The following is a 19,976-nucleotide window of genomic DNA, read 5'->3' on the forward strand; positions in this document are numbered from 1 at the left end:
AACGGAGGAACGATAATGCAAGAATTATGGGACGGCATTCGCGGTATTAGCGAAGCGATCGGCTACCTATTCATTGCAGGATTGATCCTTTGGGGACTGTTCGTGCGCGGATCGACGCCCTTCGGGCGCAATCGCGGAGCAGGACGCGGAGGGGAAGGCCCGTACCGTTACGATCAATCGGCCCAAGAACTTTATGACCGCAATCTCCGGAAGGGTCCGGACAACCATTGATCCCGGCATAGCCGGTGGAGGCTTGAGCCATGCAGACGATCGTAATCAACAACCAGAAGGGCGGCGTCGGGAAGACGTTGTTTTCCGTTCACCTTGCTTGGTTTCTGGCCGAGCTAAAGGCGAGTGTTCTGTTCATCGACCTAGACGGCCAAGCCAACTCCAGCACCGTTCTACAGGCTGAACGAAAGGGCGGCTATGCAGCCGACCTATTCGAGACGGGCAAGCTAGATCCTTTAACCGCTGAACCCGGCATCACCGTTCTAGCCAGCGACGGACGCCTAGACACCATTGAGGCGGCGGGCGCGGATGCGATGATTCCGCAGTTTGCGAAGATCGCGGGCGCGTTTGACTTTTGTGTCGTCGACACCCCGCCCGCCTGGGGCTGGCGAAACTTCTCTGCAATGGCTGTGTGCGATCATGTAATTGCGCCCATCGAGTTGAAGGACTTCGCGATAAGCGGCGTCGGCAAGCTATTGCAGTCGATGAAGAATGTTCAAGACAAGGGTAGAAACGGAAAGCCCGTCAACTTCCTAGGTTTGCTCGCTTCGCGGTTCAACAGCCATTCTAACCGAGAGCGTGACAACCTCCAGACGCTTATAAACGCGCTTGGCTCTGATATGTTGTTTCCGGGTGTGATTACTAACCGAGACGGATACGAACAGGCAATGTCGGACGCCGTTCCAGTTTGGACAATCAAAACTTCCGGCGCGAAAGTAGCGGGCGCAGAAATCCGGAAGATACTTACGACGGTTTACGAGCGGGTTGCACCTAAGCAACCCGAGACGACGGAGGCTAAGTAATGTCCAAATTTGGAAGACTACTTGGCGACGTTGCATTTACGCTTAATTCTAACGCGAGCGCGGTTGCTATTCAGATGATCCCGCTCGATCGGATCACGAGCGACCCAAACAATCCTCGCAAGATTTTTGATCAGACGCAGCTTGAGGAAATGGCGCAGTCGATCAAAGAGCGCGGGATACTCCAGCCGATCACCGTTCGCCCGTTGGAAGGCGGAACGTCGTTTATGGTCCGCTATGGCGATCGGCGCTTTCGCGCCGCTCGAATAGCGGGGTTGACTGAAATCCGCGCGATCGTGACGACGGCCGATGTATCCGAAGATGATTTGTTCGATCAGGTCATAGAGAACGACCAGCGCGCGCCGCTGACAACCGCCGAAATGGGCGAGGCGATCGGAGCCGCGTTGGCGCGAGGCGACAAGGCCGCGGATATAGCGAAGAAGCTAGGACGCCCGAAATCGGTAATTGCGGAATATTCGGCGTTGCAGGAAATGCCGCCATTCCTTTGCGCCCTGGCCGACACAACAGCAATCCGAACGCTCTACGAGCTGTATCAAGGTTGGAAGGCAGACCCGGCAAAGGTCGAGGCGTTCGTTGCCGACAGTGACGGAACGGGCATCCGGCGAGCTGCCGCGCGTGAGCTGGTACGCGGAGCAGACGCGGTAAATAAGCGCCCGGCACCAGCTCCAGCAGCAACGCCAAACGCGGATGAGCCACCCCTACCGCTGGAACCGGACGATAAAAGTTCGTCCGGACGAACTTCCGACGACGATGAAAAAGGTTCGTCCGGACGAACTTCCGAGCCAGCTCCAAACGGATCGACAGCGACAGACCCACCGGCCGCGAGGGGAAAAGACGCGGAAAACCTATCAGCTCCAGTAACAAAGCCCGTTACGAAGGATGCGACACCAGCACCGCCAAAAGGTGACGGAAAGCCCACACAATCCACGCCCGAGAAATCCCGCGCGGCTGACAGCAGCAAGCCAAGCCTTCCTGTGATGGTGCATGGGCGAGCAGCGAGACTTATCATGCCGCCAGTTGTTCGCGTCGTGTTTGACGATGACGGAGCGGAAGAGTCCGTTGATCCAAACGACGTTAGCCTTTTGGCGTTCGGTTCATAAAGGGAGGGGGATGGCGTCTGCCGCTTCGCGGCACCGTTCATTCAGTCGCTACGCTCCCCAAGCCCCCAAGTGGGGTCTTGGCCCTTACGGGTTCCAATCACTGACGGAAGAGGCGGCGCGGAAGGGCGCCGCAGAAAGTGCCGGCAAAGGCCGGCGCGTAGTTTGTAGAAAGGGGGGAAAGGACGCACGCGCCCTCTCCCCCGCAACGACAATCTAGGGGACCGAGGCTCAGTCGCTAAAGCTCCCTGCGCCCGCACCACTCCCCTAGATTCTCGCTGCCCCCCTCTCCCGGTTAGATTCCACGATGAAGGAGTTTGCGGGGTGGCCCCGCCAGCCAATCGAAGGGATCGCAAAATGCGCTGGATCATCATCACCGACAAAATCGACGACGGGAACGCAGTCAACTTCGGCCAGTTCGACGACGAATCGCGCCACTATCAGAACGAGAGCAAGGTTGCCGACGCACTGGTAACGATGCCGACCGAGTTCCAGCTTTTGGACGATGACGGCGAGGTCTATTTTGAGGGCCGCACCCGTTGCATCAATCACGGCGCGGACCTCGCTTTTGCCCCGCTCGATTGGGCCGAAGCCTACGGATGCACCGAGCTTCAATATCGGCCCGTTGGTTCAAACGAACCTTGGAAAACCCTCTGATCCATTGCGGGCCGGGCACCCCCCCGGCCCCTCTTTCGAGGATGCCGATATGACCACCACCACCAAGACGCGCGACGAGCTAGGCGAACAGATCATCACCGCAGGACTCGCGGAGAACGATTTCATTCTGGACCTTAATGGCGGTTTGACCGTGCCAAGCGGCTTCCCCCTGCCCTCCCCTTGGGATCTTCCTTCCCGCCTGTTCCGGTTCCCGATTGAGGTATGCAAGGCGCGAGGCGATCGGCCCCGCACGATCGGCCTTCGTCACCCTGATCTAGCCGGGCATCCGTTCGTGCAGCACGTCGAGGCCGCGTTAGGGTTCAAGCTGGACCCGAACGGCGCACCCAACGAAAACGGCTACAGCACTTGCGAAAGTTTCGGTTGGTTTCACGCGGTCGACCTCGTGACGGCGGGCCAGTGGCGCGCGTTGCTCGATACGTCCGACTTCACCACCACCCGCAGCATCTTCAACGCGGTGGATTTTGGTTTGCGATATTCAGACCATAGCGAGGGGGGAAAGCGCCACGGCCACCTTTCCACGTCGGAGGCCCGGCAGATCATGGACGAGCTTGGAGCTACCGAACCGATCAATCGCGCCTCTATCATTCGGGAACTCGGCAAACCGTCAGCTTGCAATTCAGAGGGCAAGAAAGGCGGCGAGCGTTGGCCGATCAACGGGAAAGCCAGCAGCCTTGAGGATCAGGCGTGGGCGATGATTTTCGGAATCGAAGACGGATGGTTTGAGTATGACCGCGCCGGATTCCTGCAATGGTCCGTAAAGGGACGCGACAGGTACAGCGCCGGGAATGCCGTCACCTACGTTGAGGCAAAGACGGGACAGGCGGCGTTCGCATTTTAAGAAAGTGACGGCGCGGGCAAGGGGGGGAAACCGCGCCGTCATAATCTGAACAATGCGGGAAGGGTTACGATCCGACCGGCTTTAGTTTTTTGAAGTGACGACGCGGATAACAGGATGGAAAGCCGCGCCGTCTGGAGGAAAACGTGGCGGGAGCAAGTACGATCCGGGCGGCGCGAAAATGCCCCCGTGACGATCGGCGCAAGAGCTGGATCGTCACGGGGGCATTTTCGCGCGAGCCGGGCTTTGCCCGGCGTTCGACCGAGAGAGGGCAGGGGGAGGGGCAAACGAGCGGTCAGAAGCGATCGTTAGCGAAAGTTCGTCCGGACGAACAATTTTAACTCTTGTGGTATGATGGCAGGATAGGCTTACAGCCGGCTTTTGTATTACACAGCCCATTGGTTTGTGTATTGTCTCTGTCCTATGGCGATGTTCACCCTTCGATTGCCGGATGACCTGGCGGCACAGTTCGACAAGATCGCGGCTGCTGATGGCGGGCGGTCAGACTTGTTACGCAAGATGATAGAGAGGGTTTGCACCGCGAAGGGTGTGACGCTTCCACCGCTTCCCGCCCCCAACGAACCGCCCGACCGGATCGAGGTTCGACTACCGAAAGAAGACGGCGAAGCGCTTGAACAGCTCGCAAGCGGGCGGCGTATGAAGCGAACGGAATGGATCGTTGCGCTAATCCAAAGCCGGTTGAGAGCCGCGCCAGTCCCGGCGATCGATCACCGGCAAACGCTGACAGACATTCGCCGCGAGCTTCGCGCGATCGGCAAAAACATAAACCAAGTGGTGAAGGCTTTTCATGCCGCGAACATGGAGGAAAGCCGGTTAGAAGTAGGCCGCGAGGTTGTGCGCTTGGCCGCGATGGCGGAATCAGTAAGCGAACAAGTCGAGGCGATCGGTGACGCGATGCGCGGCGACCTATCCTATTGGAGAGCCGGGGATGAGTGACGGCCCGAAGATCGAGTTTCTAGACACCACCTGGCGCGCACCAGCAGGAGGCAAAACAACAGGCTCGAAAGGCCGGTTGAACATACCGGCTGGCAAAAGCTCCAGAGGGGGAGGGGGCGGTAGCGTTGCGGCGACGAAGGCAAAGCTCCAGCGGATCACGAACCGCGTCCCGGAGGTCATGGTCAAGGTTTCCGGCCGTCAACGTGGTGGCGGGCATACCGCCGCGCACTTGGAGTATATCGGCCGACACGGAAAACTTGAGGTCGAGACGAGCGACGGCGAAAAGCTGGAAAGCGTGAAAGACCTTCGCGAGCTAGCGCAGGATTGGGCCGAGGATGAAGCGGCGACCACCAAGCGCCGCGAACCGCTTACGTCGATTTCGATGGTTCTATCCATGCCGCCCGGCACCGATCCGGACACGGTGTATCAGGCAGCGCGGGCGTTCGCTCGCACCGAGCTGGAGCGCTTTCCCTACGCAATGGCGCTGCACACAGACGCGGATCATCCGCACGTTCATTTAACGGTCGCGGCCCGAGGGGAAGGCGGGGAGAGATTCAATCCGAGGAAGGACGATCTAGCCGGATGGCGCGAGAGCTTCGCACGCGAGTTACGGGCGCGCGGTATCGAAGCCGAGGCAACACCCCGCCGAGCGCGGGGCGTTATTCAGAAGATGGAGCGGACGCCTATCCGCAAGATACGCGATCGGGCGGAAGCCGGAACGGCCGAGCTGCCCCGCGTATTGCAATCGAGCAGAGCCGAGGCCGCAGCTATGGCACAGGAGAAGCCAGCCAAGGCGCGACCTTGGGAGGTGAACGCGATCGTTCGGCAATCCGAGGTGCGAGCGTCTTACGAGAAGGCGGCTACCGAACTGGACGCCAGCGCCGACCCCGCCGATCGGAAATTAGCCGAGCAGACGCGGGCGTTCGTCGCGTCGATGCCCGATCCAATGACACGGGATCGCGACCAAGCCCGGCAGATGGCAGAGGTGACAAGGAATGCCCGCGATAGCGAACGCGATCGAGAGCGTGCGCCAGTGACCCGAGCCGAGCCGGTTCCTCCAGCAAAGTCAGAACGGAAACGGCCGACACAACCCCCGCAGCCAGAGCGGATGCCCGACAAGTCGCGCGAGACACCTAAGACGCCAACGCGGCCCGATCGCAGCCGGTAGTTTGGCGGAAAGTTCGTCCGGACGAACTTTGACGATGATGTATGCCAACGACGGCCCCGGCATCGTCATCGGCATTACCGGCGGGAGTTATGTAGATCGTCGCCAAGCGCAGCTCCAAAACATGCGAAATGATTGGCCCGATATTAGTCGGTTCGGCTTTAACGCAACGTTTACCGTGAGCCTGTGCAACTACATCCGCTTGAGTTAGCCGAAACCCGACCCTAGAACATGACTGGTATTGCCCCCCGGTGTTCCTAAGCGCCGATGGCGATACCCTTTCCGAGCCTGTTCCAAGGGGTAAGGGAGGGCGGGTAGGAAGACGATCCCGGCTAAGGTCGCGGCCCCTTCCACAAGGACCAGCGCACGGTCTTCCTACCCGCGTCTCTAATCGACCGACTTCGATATGGAGACAAGCGAAAACCGCTTTTGCCAGCGGTGCGGCGATGCACGCCGGGATAAATCACACCGCGCTTGAACCGGAAAGTTCGTCCGGACGAACTTCAATGTCCGCTCAGATACCGAGCGAGTTTATGCGTGATTATCGTGAGGGCGTCGGAAATGTGGGCTTGGGGAAATGACATAGATTGGGGGAGTTTTCCCGATTGGGTTGGTGCAATCGGAGGCGTCGGGGGCGCTCTAACGGCTGCATCGTTTTACTTCCTTGATCGAAAGCGGGCGCGGCTCGCTCAGGTTGCAGCAGATAAGAAACAAGAGCGGTTTGAAACCGACGTAGCTACACACCTGTACGTCCTATTTCGCAGCATTCAGGACGTTTCACGGAACTACTTGGAAAACGTCTCTAGCTTTGCCGACACGATTGACTTGCGTGCAGAGCTTGGAGCTTTCCGGGGAACTGCAATTAGAATGCAAGGCTTACCGGGATTGCCGATCGAACGGTTCATGGACCTATGCGATTTGCTCGAAGCGATTACCGACAGGCGCATCGAGGGAAAAAGTCCAGAGGCAATTAGGGACGCCGTTGCTCAAATCGGTTACGTGGTGAACCCACTACAAGAAAAGCTAGCGCAGGAACTTCGTCTATGATGCCCGGTCCCCTCGTATCAGAGGGTTCGTGGCTTCTCCGAGATCCACGGAGCCGATTTTCGGCAAGATCAAAAAGTTCGTCCGGACGAACTTTCGTCTAGCTATCGCTCTCTGCGCCGCGTCGGGAAAACAGGGCCACGCACCGTCATCTTGTCCGGATCAAAAGGCTTCTGGAGCCGAACAACGTCGTCATACGAACCGCGCAACCACGTCTCGATATCGTCGGGATCGAGTATCGTTATCATAGCTTTGGGGTGGATCGGGCTAACCAGCGAATTAGGATCGCACGTCACCATCGTAAAGCCGTTGCCCTCCGCTGTGGTCTGCCAGAATCCCGCAACAGCGAACACAGGCTGACTTGGCACCGAGAACCACATTTCGCCTTTGAGGGGCGGTTTGCCGTCCTCCAGATCGTGCTTGTCGGGAGTGAACTCGCAGAACTCCGTGAGCGGCACGAGGCAGCGGTTTTCCGGCTTCTCGGCCAGCTTGCGCCATTGAGGGAGCGCGAGGTTCCGCACGTTCGTCATGGGCCAAGGGGCTTTGCCGCCCGTAACGTCCCACGTCATCACGTCCCAGGCGCGTTGGCCGTCCTGTTCGCGGATGATATAATTGCGGCTCTTCGGCCGCAACTCGCGCGGATTAAACCGATTGTCGCGGGGGCGTTCGATAAAGAGCTTTGACGCCGATCCCCATACGGTTTCCGGTTCGCCGTCCATGCAGGCGCGGTTGCACATTATGCGATCCCTAGTCGTCTATTGCGTGGTCACGGATCGCTTGAGCGATCTTACGCAGCAGCTCCAGAACGCGATCGTCGGTTTCGCCTTCCGCGAACGCTTCGACGATTTGGGCGGATTGTTCAAAGGCGTCGGGTTTATCCATTGCAGGATGATGCGGCATCGATAGCCGGGCGGCAACGCCCGTCATTCCCACCCCTTTTTTTCGGTATCTAGAAACACGGCCTCGATGGTTTGGCAGCTCGCGTCGAACGTGGCGATGATGCGCAGCGTATCGCGGTCCAACTTGGCTAGCGCTTTGTCCCGAACTTCACGGGCGCGGACTATTTCAGAATAGCGCGCTTGTTCGGCACGCTGGCGAGCTGGCGACCAGTGGGACCAGTAAAGCGACATTTGTTCAGGGAGCGGGGGCGGCTTGCGGTAGACCATCCCGGCTATGCTATCCGAAAGCACGAAGACGACGCCGCAAAAATGCGATCGGTCGCATAGCTTTACCCGTTCCCTTTCTGTTCTTTGATGCGTTATGAGGGGCCGAAGGGAGACGCTAAAATGCTGCCGCTGATGCAGCCAATTCCGATCGCAGATATTCCGCTAGGCATATTTCCGCGCATTCTCGCAGCCGCTGGAGCTGGATTCCCCTCGCCCGCGCAGGACTGGGCCTGCGAGTCCGTAAATCTGGTGGACCTGTTACGATTGGATCGAGCCGCGAGCTTTGTTTTCCGGATCGAGGGAAGCAGCATGAGGGACGCCGGAATCCACGATAACGACGTGGTGGTGGTCGACCGAGACACGCGCCCGTCAGACGGTCACATTGTAATCGCGGTTGTAGATGGCGGGTTCGTATGTCGCCAACTGGTGTTCCGCGAAGGTGTGCCGCACTTGGAGGCGCGCAACGTATCGACGAGCTACCCCGTGACAATCGCAGATGAGGCGGTCGACGTGTGGGGCGTCGTGCGATCGGGCGTCCGCGACTACCGGCGTTAGATCGAGCTATGTCCTACGCAATCTGTGACGTGGCGAATTTCTATGTATCGAGCGAGCGGCTTTTTGATCCTCGCTTGCGTGGCGTGCCGGTAATCGTACTATCCAACAATGATGGATGCGCCATCGCTAGAAGCGAGGAAGCAAAAGCCCTGCATATAAAAATGGGCGATCCGATGTTTAAGATTCGTGACGTTGTGAAACGTCACGGAATACCGGTTCGTTCATCTAACTACGAATTGTACGACGATCTAAATAGGCACTTCAATGCGGTAATTGCAGAGTTCTCCGATACGTTTGAGGTCTATTCAATAGACGAGAGCTTTTTCCGTCTTCCTGTTCTTCCTAGCGGCGTTGGCGACGTAGCAACCGCTCACCGCGTCATTGATGCTATATCACGAAGCGTTGGTTTGCCTACCCGCATAGGCTTAGGACCAACGCGAACGCTATCAAAGGTTGCCAATGCTCTTGCAAAAGCGACTGAAAAGATTTGGGGCGGCGTCGTCGACCTTCACGACGAGGAATTGCGTCGCCGGCTGTTCGCGCAATGGCCGGTCGGAGAGGTTTGGGGGATAGGTAAGGCTCTGGAGGCCCGCCTGAAGCCGCTAGGGGTGCGAACTACGGCTGACCTTGCTGCATTGCCCCCAGCGGTCGCGAGAGACGCCGGGACAGTCGTTCTGGAGCGCCTTGTGCGTGAGTTGAACGGTATCGAGTGCGCCGAGTTCACAGTTGAACCGGAGGCGATGAAGGGAACAGCCGTCACGCGGCAGTTTGGCGCACCTGTCAGCACCTTGGACGACCTATGCGAGGCGATGGCACGTCGCGCAGCTCGCGCGGCCGAGAAGATACGCGCGCAGGGGCTGGTGGCGTCTCGCATGATAGTCTTTGCGCACGGCAGCAAATACCGGCCGAATCCACCAAGCGCATCGCGATCGGCGCGCTTGTCCCCGGCGAGCCATGACCCGCGCGTGATAGTCGGGATGGCAACAAGGCTTACCGAGGCGATGTTTCAGGAGGGCGGGGTATATACGAAATGCGGAGTGCTTCTGGAGGATCTAAACCCGGCTGGAGCGGCACAGACCGACTTGTTCGCTATTCCAGACCCGCGCGCTCCTGGCCTGTTAGCCGCGATGGACGGACTAAACGCCCGGTTCGGGCGGGATACGATCACCGTTGCGGCGCAGGGGCGCGGGCCAAAGGCTTTCGACACGAAGCGCAGCCAGAAATCTAATTCGTGGACAACGAACATCGCGGAAATCCCGGTTGCGCGATGAGTACCGCACGTTTTGAAACGACGATGGATTACGCGCGTCATCGCGCAGATATGCGGATCGTGTGCCAGTGCGGGCGGACGATCAATGTACCGTTCGCCAACGTGTTGAAGCTCTTTGGCGGTTTGCCGCAAACAATGCCGCAAGCCATTGCGCGGCTAAAGTGCAAACGGTGTTTTAAGCGGGGGAAAGTAACGGTCTCGCCTGTGCCGACCGTTAGGCGATAGTTATATCTAGGCAAGCTGTATCGTTAGATATGCAAATATATCTTACCAATGGTAAGCCCAACAAGGGCAAACATGCCCGAAACACGGCCATAAGCCTTTAGCGCCTGGGATCGCCTCTTGTTATCTGTTTTATTCTTCAAGTCTTTAGTGTCGTACCATTCGCCAATAGACGGTAGAAGGATCGCTAGACCGGCAAAGATATACAGAAATATCTTAAAGATACTCGTCCAACCTTGAGCATCAAGGCCAGCGACCCAAGCCGCGATTGAAATAAGGACGTCGATGTTCATCGTTCGCGGTTCAATAGCTTTTGAGGTGTCGCTGTTGGCGACGGGAAACCACGATTAGGAATCGCTTCGGCCGAGCGGTTGAGCATTACGCCCCGCCCGTTGTCGTATCCGATCCGCGCCCCCTCCCCAACGTGTGGCGTTTCCTTGAAGCGATCGCGATCGTGGCGCACCACCTGGCTATCGTTGCCGAGCTGGTAAATGTTGGCTTTGTCGACGTGAAGCACCGCACCGCGATATTCACCCTTGGTCTTAGGATCGGCGTCCCGAGCCGTGTCGAGGCGATGAATACCACGAGGGTTCATGCCCTGCGGTTCTGAATCCATGACGGTCCACTGGCCGCCAAGGTGCCTTTCGTGAAGGCGGCTACCGTTCATTATTACGAGCCGTTCGGCACGTTCGGGCGGGCGATCAGAACTCACGATCGGAGCCTTTCATTCTAGTTCAGTAAAAAAGGGAAATCTCAAATCCCGCAGCTTCGGCTGTGAGGGCAAATCAACTCTTCTTCTCCTAAGTTTCTTCACTTTTTTTGGAAAATGTCGACGAAGGAATATTGCAGCGAAACCATACACGAACGTATTAAATAGGCGCGTTACATCGCGGCTATGATCCATCAACGCCATTAGAGACGCCGCATCGTCCGACGAGGAATTTTCTATCTTTGCGACAACCTCAAGGTGAACCATCTCCGTTGAAAAGTAGAGGGTGTTGCCCATTGTCAGGCATATGTATTCCCCCATTATCGCATCGTCTTTGCATTCGTTAAATGCTGATGCCGTCATTTTGAAGTCAGCATGGAAACCTATCTTATCGCGAACCATAGCGAGTAAGGCGCGGCGCGGTTTCGGCTGGCCTTCTATTTGTTTTGGTTCAAAATACGCTTCTAACTCGGCCAATGCAGATTTTGCGTCGGCTTTTAGATCTTTATCATAGAGCGATGATATGTGCGGATAATGAGCTTTGTGAGTCTTCCAGCCTTCATACAGACGACCGGCAAGCATTCTTAGGTTGAGCATCGCCATTGCATGAGCGCCATGCTGGACGACCTTGATATCACTTTCTTCTCTAATCGAGGTTTGCATTTGCTTGTTTAGCATCTGCACATCGTTTGCGAGGCTAGTCATAACAAGGAAGAATGTTCGTTCCTCGTCAGGAACCTTAGCTAGCTGCGCCTTGGTATATTCAAGCTCGAATATCTCGATCATGGTTTAGGCGCTGTGTGATTACGTGGTTGCATTACCTCGCGTATGACGAAGGCAATTACCGCAAGCATCGCCCATACGATCCAATCCCTGATGCCGTGAGGCATGAAGACGGAATGGCGTGCAGCGTAGATCGCTTGCGGGAGGGTCGCGTTGTATCGATCAAGGCTGGTGGAGATTTCCAAGCCCAGCTCGATCGCAATCCCGATCGGAATTGCTGCGATCGATGCGACTGCAATGCGCCCGGCTCTCGTCATGCAGAAGCCCGCACGTCCTACCGCTCGCGGTCGGGAGTCGTGCGGGTTGGCGTTTGGCTTGGCGCTGCCGGCGTCTGCACGGTTGGGGAAGGCGCAGCGCGATCCGGAGTAGGTTCGGCCGTGCGCGTCAGCACAGCGGCTTGGCCTTTATCGTATCCAATTCGAGCATTGTCCCCGACGCTAGGGGTTTCCTTGAAGCGGTCGCGATCATGGCGCGTTACCTGGCCGTCGTTGCCGAGCTGGTATACGTTCGATTTGTCGACGTGCAGCACAGCGCCGCGATACTCTTCCTTGGACTTAGGATCGGCTTCCCGCGCGGTATCGAGACGATAGACTCCCTTGGGGCTAGAGCCTTGTGGTTCCGAGTCCTGTTCGCGCCAGCCACCATCAATGCGCTTTTCGTGAATGCGTGTTCCGTCCGCGATGATAAGGCGTTCGCCAGTGTTCGCGCGATCGGCATCCGGACTCCCCCGGTTTAGGGCCGCTGCATCGATCGACGGTTCAGCCGGTAGGCGTTCGTGAGAGGCAACGCGAAAGCCTTCAATCTTGCGCTGTTCGTCGAGATCAGCGCCACGGAAGCGCATGAGATCCGATGCGCGATCCCAAGTTTAGCAGCGTCTTCTAGGCTACGGCGATCGGGGTTGTTGTGAATGTCGCGAAGGGTATCCGCTAGGCGTTCATCGGGCACCCACCGGCCGTTTTCTAAGTTGCTACTGCCAACAACCTTTCCGTCACGACCGTAAAGAACGATCGCGTGAGCATTGTTGTTCTGCTGCAATTTCTCGATCGTATCAACCAGACCTTTCACGGCCTGATCGTGAAACTCATCACTTACTCCACGACCAAACCCGGTTTTGGAGTCAACGATTTCGACCTCGCGGCGATCATAAGTGCTTGCATGACTTAAATCCGGAGACACAGCCATTCCGTGAACCTCGACACGGTATCCCTTGTCTTTCAGTTCATCCATACTTTTGGAGGAATTGCCGTAGTTCGATAGCGTCCCATCATAAATGATATTCCGCCGCTCTTCTGCGGATATCTGCATGACACGGTGCGCGAGATTGCCAGCGTCAGAGAATGCGACTTGAGGAATATCTAAATCGCCGCGCTCGATCCGGTCGCGCATGTATGGGATTTGCGGCCTGATTTTATCCGGATCAATTTCAACGGCACCGCCAACACCCTCGAATTGAATCCGCATCGAGTTGACGATCATGCTCTTTCCAGAACCCGACTGCCCGGCTGTAAAAATAGCCAACGGCTCTTTTACAGCGGTCGATTTCTCGATTCCGGTTTCTGCTAGATCGCGAGCAAGTTTCTCGCGTTCATCGTCGCGCAATGGCTTTTGATCGTCACTCACTTTGTTTTGCGAGCTTCTATCTGTTCCATTGCGCGCTGCACTAAAGGGGCGCGGCTACTCTCTACATCGCCGCGCGTATCGTAGTGCTTTGAAAGCGCCTCTTTTGCAGCAGCTTTTTCTGCATCTGGAGCCTTATCGATCACACCACGGAGCCGACCCTGTTCTACGGCCCAGCGTTGCGAGTGGAGATAAGGGAGGTTCGCGTCGATACTTTCCCGAATAAGCTCCGCTTCCGTCTTCCCGGTAGCTAGTCCAACATCGGCTATCACGCGCTCCTTGTCCTATCAAATATAGGGTGCAAACGGCTAAAAATACAGAGCGTAACACCACCCATCCCAGCCAATTCGCTACCTACAAACGCCATCATCGCACGCAGCGGGCTAACCGTTGGCTAGGGTCGAACTTAGCCCAGCGAACGGCGATACCGGCACGGATCGCGACGCAGCTCGCGTCCTGGCCGTTCGGTAGTTGGCACCACGCAACGGTCCTATTCCAGCTTGTCCCGACCGCTTCGCACGAAAGGCGAACCGGCCGGGCGAAAGTAAGATATCCGTCTGGCCGTCGATTGTCCGCCCCGATGCCGCCACCCAGCGCGACAGCCATTTCGCGGCGTTGTGCGAACGGATCACCCGCAACGCCGGGTTGTCCCGGTCGCCGCGAGCCGTCGAGTTCAGTTGCACCGACACCGGCAAGGCGGATGCGTTCGCCCGACTGACACCGAATAGGACCGTCAACGTCGTGCAAGGCGATGGCGAGGCAGAGCAGCAGCATCGCCTATCGCCCCCGCGATCGTTGCGGGGGTTCGCGCCGAGGGGTTGGCGGAACAGGTGGCGCACCCTCGACCGCACGAGCTGGAGCGGGTTGGCGGGCTGGCGTTGCTGGTGAGCTTCCGCCTTGCTGCGTGCGATCGGGACCACCGCGGACTTGCGGGGTTCGGAGGCCGGTTCCCTGTTCGACACGATCGGCAAGCTGCGACCGGGCCGACGCCAGCACCTTTTTTGCGGCTTCCGGATTGTCAGCCAGCGCCTTCCCCACGACGCTTTCAATCATCTTCATGTTAGCGCGGGCGGTGCGATCGGCGCCGATGAGCTTTGAGGCGCGATCGTCGCCTTGATCGCGAACCGTGAACCGTTCGAGCTTGGCCGGGTCCGCGCGTTCGCCAACGTACCAACGCTTTTCGGCTCCGTCCCACCGTGCGCCAGCCGCCTTCGCCGCTTCACGCTCCTTGTAGGGAACCGCGAGATATTGGCGTTCAGCCGGGGCGGCGTCAGAGCCACGGGAAGGACCGTCACGAGGCGTTGGCGGTGTTTGGGTCCGGTCAGCCGCACTTGCGCCCGAACGGTCCTGCGACGGCTGGCGATCGGGTGTTTGAGGCGAGCTAGATCCTCGATCGTTCGCAGCGCGGTCAACCGACTGTTGGCGATTAGGTTCGGTCAGCTCGACAGACCACCGGGCGCGTTGTGCCTCGATCGTCTTCGTCGACCATTCGCCGGTTTCCTTATCCTGCGTGCGTTGCGGGACTTGGACCGTTTCACGCTCGCCGCGTTGAACCACAACGCTATCACCGATTGCCGCGCTCGAGCGCGCGAGAGCATCGGGAAGGCCGACACCCCAAGCGCGTCGACGATCACCGTTCGCTAGTTCAACATCGACGTAAGGCGACGAGCTGGACGGATCGCCTTCCTTGAAGTTTGCCCGACCAGTTTCGACCAGCTTCCCGCGAACGCCGTCCTTAAAGTCGGCCGCGCGATCGGCGGGGGGCGCACCTGGCACACGATCGGCGCTATCAGCACGACGCGGCGAGACACGTTCCGCGCCGCTGCGTTCGACTGGTGCAACGCTATTGTTCTGGCGATCGGCGTTGGCCTCCCGAAGGCGGTTCAATTCCTGTAAATCGCGTTCGGTAGGCTTGTAGCCCTTTACGCCGATATCCTGCTGCATCGCCTGCAACCAGATTTCGCGCTTAAAGGCGTCGGTCCCGGTGACTTGGATTTCGCCCCAGCCGCGATGTTGAGCAACCGCAACCAGATCGCGCGCAGTCGCCGGGCTATCGGTATGCGCGACGAGCTTGCCGCCTTGATCGCGAAACGCCGGGTCTTTTGCTGTGCTGGATTCATAGAAACCGGGTTCGCCAGACCATTTGGATTTCTGGACGAAATAGCGGCGCGCAATCTCGTCCGGTACGTCACCCGGTTCTAGCGACTGTTCACGCTTCTTCGCGGCAGGATCAGACGCGCGATCCGGTTCGCCGGGAGTATCGCGCGAGGGACCGGCCGAACGGTCAGGGTCCACGCGGCTATCGCGGTCGATCGGCGGGACGCCGGCAGCGGCAGCACCCGGCCCCCGATCGCGGGCGCTTTCAGGTCCAACCGGGCCAATGGTGTTTTCGTGGGCTGGCGAAGGAGGCTGATTTTCAGCCGCGCCCCGTTCGTCATCGGCCGCTTTGCGCGCGGGTTGAGCTACCGGAGCCGGATCAACGCCGCGCTCGGGTGGCGTGCTGGCGGGCGCGGTATCCTCCCGAAAAGTTCGTCCGGACGAACTTTTGCGGTCAGCATCGAGCCTTGCAGGGTCAACGGGAGGGGCTTCCGGCGCGGGGACGGCAGCGGCGGGACGCTCGATCGCGGGCGCATTGCGCTCCGTATCGCGACCCGGTTCCGGGTTTGCGTCGTCAGGCATAGGGCGCTCCTTGTTCGCGTCTGTTTGATGGGCTGTTCGCTCTTGCTCGGCGCGGGCGGCTGCAAACACCACGTCACGCACGGCTTCGGCAAATTGGAGAGAAATGGCGACATGCCCGTTCGGGCTACGCATCTTCAAATCGTTGAAATCGCTATATGCGCCGGGGTTGGCGTCGCGCTCCTGGCCGAACTCCGGAAAGATCGCCCGACCATTCACGGCCAAGGCAGCGGCGACAGCCTTATCCTTGCCGGGGTTTGGTCGACCTTTCAGCTCTTCCGCGCGATCGTCATCCCCAGCGATGATTATCGGCTTGTCGGGAAAGCGATCGTGCAGGGCGAGAGCTACGGCTTTGAGGTTGCCGGAATCGAAGGCTGCAACAGTTGGGAAACCGACTTCCTCGCCAACGGTGCGGGCAGTCGCATACCCCTCGCCAATGATGATGACAGGCACCTTTTCCAGCGAAGCGAGGTTGCCCCCCGCAACGTGGAACGTGCCTTCCTTGTGGCTATCTTTTGCAAACCGCTTCGTCCCGTCGTCACGGATATATTGCATCGTCCATTGTTTGCCGGTGACGTCGATCGCGGGGAGATACGTCGTCTTTCCGTCGCGATCCGTAAGCGCACCTCCGGCCGGGCTGATGCCCTTTGCGACCATGTATGGCGTAGCCGCGACCACAGGCGACAGCCGTTCAGCTTGACGGGTAACACGCCGCGCAGTCGCGTCGAAGGTGGCGGTACGTTCGGCCGCACGCGCTTCCGATTTGGCTTCAAATTCGGCCTTCAACCGGGCGGATTCTTCGGGGGCGATGGTGACGCCCTCCAGCTTCCACGGCGTATCAATGCCGCTTTTATAATTCTTGATATGCCCGGCCGGATGCCCGTCGAGATACCCGACATACCGACCGGACTCCCGACCGCCCTTCTCACCCTCGACCGGGATGCGATGCGGCTTGCCGTCCATAATTGGATGTTGCCCGGTTGGATTAAGGCCGAGGTCACGCATTGCACTCGCGAAGGACGCCCGGATATCGGATTCCGATAGCTCTTCCCGAGGCCGCTCGCGCCAGCGCGCTACAACGGCCTCCGCGTCGGCTTTGGGGCCGACGTACCAACGCTTCTTATCCTTGTCCCAGCGCGCTCCAGCGACCTTTGCTTCGTCCCGTTCAGCGTAGGGGACCGAGAGATATTGGCGATCGGCCATCGGTTGTCCTCCTTTGTGGTTATGCGGCATCCCGCTCGCGGTCTTCGGGGTGCATCACGTTAGCCAGCCAGTTTTCGACCGCTACAACCTTGTCAGCACCGGCTTTGATTGCCTCGAAAGGATCGTCATCGCCCAAGATGAGCGCATTGGTATCAAGCAACGCAGGACTATCGATTTCCTCGTCCGTCAGCTCGCGCGGAGCCGGGGAAGCCTGTTGCGGGGCATCGGCTGGTGCATCCGCAGCGGCACCACCTGGAGCGGCGGGAGCCGGTTCCGTTGGCGGCGTTGGCGGTACTGCCCCGGCATCACGGGGAGCCTTATCCACCCAGCTAGGCGGGGGGAGCGCCGAGGCATCGCTAGCTTGTACCTTTGGAGCGGGCAGAAGGCGCGACGTGAACTCTTCCATCTTGTAGTAAATGAGCTTCGCCGCCTTAATCGGCAAAACGCCACGCTTGAAGATTAGAATCTCGTCGAGCGGCATGGATAGAACTTCTTGCGGCAACATGAGTGCGCGGGCATGTTCGCTTTCCGATACGCTGTTGTTTGACTGCCCGAACAGTGACCCGCCCCGGCTTTTCGACTTAGCGCCAAGCCCATGTGTCCCGAGGCGATCGGATATGTCCTTGGCGTCCTTAAACTCCTTCGGGGTATAAACCACGGTAACGTCGCTGTTCGCACTGATTTCGTCGGCACCGTCCTTCAACTGTGCTTTGTTTTGAACCACGATTAAGAGGTTCAAGCCATAGCTGCGGACGAACGAAATTGCCGAGACGATCACCGGCACCCGCCCGAGCTTCGCAAACTCGTCGAGCAGGATCAAACAGCGGTGTTGTGTTTTCGGATCATACTCACCGATATTTGAATCGGTGTTGAGGTCGACGATTTGCTGAAAGATCAGGTTGTAGAGCGGTGCAAGCCGGTCGATATTGTTGACGGTCGCACCGAGATAGATCGACATTGGCTTTAGGCGCAGCTCGCGCAGATCAAAGTCACTCGTCGCGGTGGCCTTGTCGATATACGGATTGAGCCACAGCCCGAGCTTTGTCGTGACGCTCTGTTTAATACCGGAAAAGGTATTGTCCGACGCCGAGGTAAAATCAGAAAGCGCGGTAATGCACGCGATCGAGAGCGGTTTTCCAGCCGCTTCCCGATCGATGATTTCCTGTGCGAAGCGGGTCTTTGGATCGCCCGTCGTGATGCTGCGATAGATTTCCCCGATCGTGAACGGGAGTGTTGGCGTTGCGGCTAGCCATGTGCCGACACCGACAAAAGCCGTCCGAGCAGCTTCCGCCCAAAAAGGATCTCCCTTTTCCGGCGCGGCGAACAGCATCGCGCCGATCTTCTGCAACTCGTCGACGACCTGAACGGGATCGGCGCGGTCGATATAGCCGATCGGGTTATAGCAGGACGTAAGCCCTTCCCGGTTGACCGGATCGAACAGATGCACCGCCTGGCCGTGCTTGGCGCGGAAGCCAGCCGTCTTGTTGAAGTTCTCTTGCTTCATATCGAGGCAGACAACCGACCCCGCCCAATTCAATAGATTGGGAATGACGATCCCGACGCCCTTACCGGCACCCGTGGGAGCCTCCAGCAGCACATGCGCTTCCGAATTTGTGGTTAGCCAGCGCCCGGCAAACTTACCCAACAGGATGCCGTCATTCGATCGAAGCCCAGCGGTTTCGATTTCCTTGGTGTTGGCAAAGCGCGCCTCGCCGTGGAGCGACTTGGTATTCCGGAACAGGAGTAGCGCGCCGATCGCCACCAGCGCCGAGGCGAGGAACGACCCACGCATAAGCCAAGTTTGCAGGATCGGATCATACCGATAGTACCAGACCCACTTAGGGATCGCGGCAAAACTCATATGCGAATTGAGCTGTTTCAGCGCGGCCAGCGCAATGAACACGCCAATGACGAACGATAGAACAGCGAAGACGATCACGGCGCAGACGACAACAGCCGTCTTAGTCGCCGGACTTTTCCCCCATATACGGATCAAAGAATATCTCCTTCACTTTCCAGCGGCCTTTGACCTTTTGCGCTTGAATAACCACGTCGATAAGGCTGTGGAGCAGACCCCGGATATCGTCACGGGCAAGATCACGCCCGCCTTCCAATTCCTTTACGAGCAAGGTTAGCTGTTCAAACGCGCCTTCGGCCGAACTGGCATGGACGGTTGTAATCGAACCGGGATGGCCCGAGTTGACGTTACGTAAGTAAAAGAACGCGGTCCCGTCGCGAAGCTCTTGGAGCAGGATGCGATCAGGGCGCATTCGCAAAGCGCTTTCGAGCAAGTCTTTCGGCCCGATCTTGGCGAGGCTTTGCCCGTCCTTTGCGTACATCATATGCACGACGTTCTTATGCGGCATAGTCAGCTCGCGGGCGTCCTCGATCGTCAGGAGCCGTTCGTCCTCCGGTATCATCCGGATTAGCGCCTTCGATATCGTGGTTTTACCCGAGGCGGTCGCGCCGCTGATAAGGATGTTTTTCCGGCTGACGACTGCGAGCTGGAGGAAGGCTTGCCAATCCTTCGCGGCCAACAGTCTTTTTAGCTCTTCGTCGGTCGGAGAAATGGCGCGCGATGCCGCTTCCGTTTCGTCAAACACGCCCCCCGCAATCAGCGATTCAACGTCCATTGTGACGGTAGAAGGCTTGCGGAGCGTTGCCGATACGATGCCGTCTAGCGTGGCTGGCGGGATCAGGAATTGGCACCGCTCGCCGCTTGGGAGGACCGTCGAACAGATTGGCGACGTAGCATTTATGTCCTGTTTAGTGACGGCAGCGGCAGCGCGGGCGAGTGTCATCAGCCACGCAAAATCAAGCTCTGGCACGTCATGCCATACCCAACCGCCGCGCCGCTCTATCCCGACTTCCCCCGGCCGATTAATAACGAGCTCGGTCACGTCGTCAGGCGCTAGAAGAGCGCGCAGCGGTTCCATGTAGTGTTCTAGAA

General features: G+C 58.4%; 23 protein-coding genes. 11 read left to right on the top strand and 12 right to left on the bottom strand.

All coding sequences use genetic code 11. The features are described 5' to 3' along the window. The first annotated feature begins 15 nt into the window (after window positions 1–15). The 9 genes from IFS44_RS17270 (at window position 16) to IFS44_RS17310 (ending at window position 6,828) form a co-directional block, all read left to right on the top strand. Complete coding sequence (locus IFS44_RS17270; protein ID WP_138995683.1) at window positions 16–231, top strand: hypothetical protein; 216 nt, start codon at window positions 16–18, stop codon at window positions 229–231. Window positions 232–260: 29 nt separating this feature from the next. Then, window positions 261–1,031 (top strand): ParA family protein, encoded by a 771-nt coding sequence (locus IFS44_RS17275; protein ID WP_192099372.1) that lies wholly within the window; start codon window positions 261–263, stop codon window positions 1,029–1,031. Beyond that, window positions 1,031–2,149, top strand: coding sequence for a ParB/RepB/Spo0J family partition protein (locus IFS44_RS17280; RefSeq protein WP_192099373.1), 1,119 nt, complete (start codon window positions 1,031–1,033; stop codon window positions 2,147–2,149). Before IFS44_RS17275 ends, IFS44_RS17280 begins: the two co-directional genes overlap by 1 nt. A gap of 354 nt (window positions 2,150–2,503) precedes the next feature. Beyond that, window positions 2,504–2,803: a hypothetical protein gene (locus tag IFS44_RS17285; protein WP_192099374.1), complete on the top strand. Its 300-nt coding sequence runs from the start codon at window positions 2,504–2,506 to the stop codon at window positions 2,801–2,803. 49 nt (window positions 2,804–2,852) lie between these two features. Beyond that, a complete protein-coding gene (locus tag IFS44_RS17290) occupies window positions 2,853–3,662 on the top strand; it encodes a hypothetical protein (protein ID WP_192099375.1) in 810 nt (269 codons plus the stop codon). Between the two features lie 420 nt (window positions 3,663–4,082). Further along, window positions 4,083–4,616, top strand: a complete 534-nt coding sequence (locus tag IFS44_RS17295) for a mobilization protein (RefSeq protein ID WP_192099376.1) — start codon at window positions 4,083–4,085, stop codon at window positions 4,614–4,616. Further along, window positions 4,609–5,784 (top strand): relaxase/mobilization nuclease domain-containing protein, encoded by a 1,176-nt coding sequence (locus tag IFS44_RS17300; protein WP_244650393.1) that lies wholly within the window; start codon window positions 4,609–4,611, stop codon window positions 5,782–5,784. Before IFS44_RS17295 ends, IFS44_RS17300 begins: the two co-directional genes overlap by 8 nt. Before the next feature lie 34 nt (window positions 5,785–5,818). Continuing rightward, complete coding sequence (locus tag IFS44_RS17305; RefSeq protein WP_192099377.1) at window positions 5,819–5,992, top strand: hypothetical protein; 174 nt, start codon at window positions 5,819–5,821, stop codon at window positions 5,990–5,992. A gap of 326 nt (window positions 5,993–6,318) precedes the next feature. Further along, window positions 6,319–6,828, top strand: coding sequence for a hypothetical protein (locus IFS44_RS17310; RefSeq protein WP_192099378.1), 510 nt, complete (start codon window positions 6,319–6,321; stop codon window positions 6,826–6,828). A 101-nt stretch (window positions 6,829–6,929) separates the two neighbouring features. On the opposite strand, the gene IFS44_RS17315 is transcribed toward IFS44_RS17310, so the two are convergent. Genes IFS44_RS17315 through IFS44_RS17325 form a run of 3 tightly spaced genes read right to left on the bottom strand, consistent with a single transcriptional unit; the run spans window position 6,930 to window position 7,991 of the window. Beyond that, the gene (locus tag IFS44_RS17315) at window positions 6,930–7,562 is read right to left on the bottom strand and encodes an SOS response-associated peptidase family protein (RefSeq protein WP_192099379.1); all 633 of its coding nucleotides are present in this window, start codon (window positions 7,560–7,562) and stop codon (window positions 6,930–6,932) included. 10 nt (window positions 7,563–7,572) lie between these two features. Then, complete coding sequence (locus tag IFS44_RS17320) at window positions 7,573–7,752, bottom strand: hypothetical protein (protein WP_192099380.1); 180 nt, start codon at window positions 7,750–7,752, stop codon at window positions 7,573–7,575. Then, window positions 7,749–7,991 (bottom strand): hypothetical protein, encoded by a 243-nt coding sequence (locus tag IFS44_RS17325; RefSeq protein ID WP_192099381.1) that lies wholly within the window; start codon window positions 7,989–7,991, stop codon window positions 7,749–7,751. Before IFS44_RS17325 ends, IFS44_RS17320 begins: the two co-directional genes overlap by 4 nt. A 120-nt stretch (window positions 7,992–8,111) precedes the next feature. On the opposite strand from IFS44_RS17325, the gene IFS44_RS17330 reads away from it, so the two are divergent. Beyond that, window positions 8,112–8,546 carry a LexA family protein gene (locus tag IFS44_RS17330; protein WP_244650394.1) on the top strand — a complete coding sequence of 145 codons (435 nt, stop codon included), beginning with the start codon at window positions 8,112–8,114 and terminating at the stop codon, window positions 8,544–8,546. An 8-nt stretch (window positions 8,547–8,554) separates the two neighbouring features. Further along, window positions 8,555–9,817: a Y-family DNA polymerase gene (locus IFS44_RS17335; protein ID WP_192099383.1), complete on the top strand. Its 1,263-nt coding sequence runs from the start codon at window positions 8,555–8,557 to the stop codon at window positions 9,815–9,817. Window positions 9,818–10,064: 247 nt separating this feature from the next. Here IFS44_RS17335 and IFS44_RS17340 read toward each other — a convergent pair whose 3' ends face one another. The 9 genes from IFS44_RS17340 to virB11 form a co-directional block, all read right to left on the bottom strand. Next, window positions 10,065–10,331, bottom strand: coding sequence for a hypothetical protein (locus tag IFS44_RS17340; RefSeq protein ID WP_192099384.1), 267 nt, complete (start codon window positions 10,329–10,331; stop codon window positions 10,065–10,067). Continuing rightward, a complete protein-coding gene (locus tag IFS44_RS17345; RefSeq protein ID WP_192099385.1) occupies window positions 10,328–10,750 on the bottom strand; it encodes a KfrB domain-containing protein in 423 nt (140 codons plus the stop codon). Before IFS44_RS17345 ends, IFS44_RS17340 begins: the two co-directional genes overlap by 4 nt. Window positions 10,751–10,762: 12 nt before the next feature. Beyond that, window positions 10,763–11,533: a hypothetical protein gene (locus IFS44_RS17350; RefSeq protein WP_192099386.1), complete on the bottom strand. Its 771-nt coding sequence runs from the start codon at window positions 11,531–11,533 to the stop codon at window positions 10,763–10,765. Window positions 11,534–11,804: 271 nt separating this feature from the next. After that, window positions 11,805–12,056: a KfrB domain-containing protein gene (locus tag IFS44_RS22955; protein WP_446740866.1), complete on the bottom strand. Its 252-nt coding sequence runs from the start codon at window positions 12,054–12,056 to the stop codon at window positions 11,805–11,807. 206 nt (window positions 12,057–12,262) lie between these two features. Beyond that, complete coding sequence (locus IFS44_RS17360; RefSeq protein WP_192099388.1) at window positions 12,263–13,150, bottom strand: zeta toxin family protein; 888 nt, start codon at window positions 13,148–13,150, stop codon at window positions 12,263–12,265. Continuing rightward, the gene (locus IFS44_RS17365; RefSeq protein WP_192099389.1) at window positions 13,147–13,419 is read right to left on the bottom strand and encodes a hypothetical protein; all 273 of its coding nucleotides are present in this window, start codon (window positions 13,417–13,419) and stop codon (window positions 13,147–13,149) included. The genes IFS44_RS17360 and IFS44_RS17365 overlap by 4 nt, the downstream gene beginning before the upstream one ends. A 505-nt stretch (window positions 13,420–13,924) precedes the next feature. Then, the gene (locus tag IFS44_RS22960; protein ID WP_192099390.1) at window positions 13,925–17,026 is read right to left on the bottom strand and encodes a DUF5710 domain-containing protein; all 3,102 of its coding nucleotides are present in this window, start codon (window positions 17,024–17,026) and stop codon (window positions 13,925–13,927) included. 19 nt (window positions 17,027–17,045) lie between these two features. After that, on the bottom strand, window positions 17,046–19,022 hold the full coding sequence (locus IFS44_RS17375) for a type IV secretory system conjugative DNA transfer family protein (RefSeq protein WP_197977928.1): 1,977 nt from the start codon (window positions 19,020–19,022) through the stop codon (window positions 17,046–17,048). Continuing rightward, window positions 18,988–19,962, bottom strand: coding sequence for a P-type DNA transfer ATPase VirB11 (virB11, locus tag IFS44_RS17380; protein ID WP_192099391.1), 975 nt, complete (start codon window positions 19,960–19,962; stop codon window positions 18,988–18,990). Before virB11 ends, IFS44_RS17375 begins: the two co-directional genes overlap by 35 nt. Window positions 19,963–19,976: the final 14 nt, after the last annotated feature.

Origin of the sequence: Sphingomonas sp. CFBP 13706 (assembly GCF_014842355.1) — a bacterium.
GTDB classification, from domain to species: Bacteria; Pseudomonadota; Alphaproteobacteria; order Sphingomonadales; family Sphingomonadaceae; genus Sphingomonas; species Sphingomonas aerolata.